This is a genomic window from Streptomyces termitum (assembly GCF_014650175.1).
GTDB lineage: Bacteria > Actinomycetota > Actinomycetes > Streptomycetales > Streptomycetaceae > Streptomyces > Streptomyces termitum.
This window is the reverse complement of sequence record NZ_BMUL01000059.1, coordinates 1-675: the sequence shown is the minus strand read 5'-3', so window position 1 is coordinate 675 and position 675 is coordinate 1. Positions and strand designations below refer to the sequence as shown.

The 675-nt window shown below is 60.0% G+C and carries 1 protein-coding gene; it reads left to right on the top strand.

Annotated elements, in window-relative coordinates; genetic code table 11:
* A partial coding sequence (locus IE219_RS32730; protein ID WP_189983731.1) for a chlorophyll a/b-binding protein occupies positions 1–563 on the top strand: 563 nt, incomplete at its 5' end.
* Positions 564–675: the final 112 nt, after the last annotated feature.

Sequence of the window (675 nt, the reverse complement as noted above, 5' to 3'; positions counted from 1 at the left end):
GGGACACCGCGGGCCTCTCCGCCGACCCGGAGACCTTCGCCAAGAACCGCGAGCTCGAGGTAATCCACTGCCGCTGGGCCATGCTCGGCGCGCTCGGCTGCGTCTTCCCCGAGCTGCTCGCTCGCAACGGCGTCAAGTTCGGCGAGGCAGTCTGGTTCAAGGCGGGCTCCCAGATCTTCAGCGAGGGCGGCCTCGACTACCTCGGCAACCCTAGCTTGGTCCACGCTCAAAGCATCCTTGCCATCTGGGCTTGCCAGGTCGTGCTCATGGGCGCCGTCGAGGGGTACCGCGTCGCCGGTGGCCCGCTCGGGGAGATCGTCGACCCACTCTACCCCGGTGGCAGCTTCGACCCCCTTGGCCTAGCCGACGACCCGGAGGCGTTTGCTGAGCTCAAGGTGAAGGAAATCAAGAACGGCCGCCTTGCAATGTTCTCCATGTTTGGATACTTTGTGCAGGCCATCGTCACTGGTAAGGGTCCGCTGGAGAACCTCGCTGACCACCTCGCCGACCCTGTCAACAACAACGCGTGGGCCTTCGCCACCAACTTTGTGCCCGGCAAGTAAACACATGAAAATCGACTTCTCAGGAGTATATGTGTACTCTGGATGTATGATTAATATCTGATCGTTGATGTTGTACACTATCAAAGATGTTTACAAATAGGGCCCGTCTGGA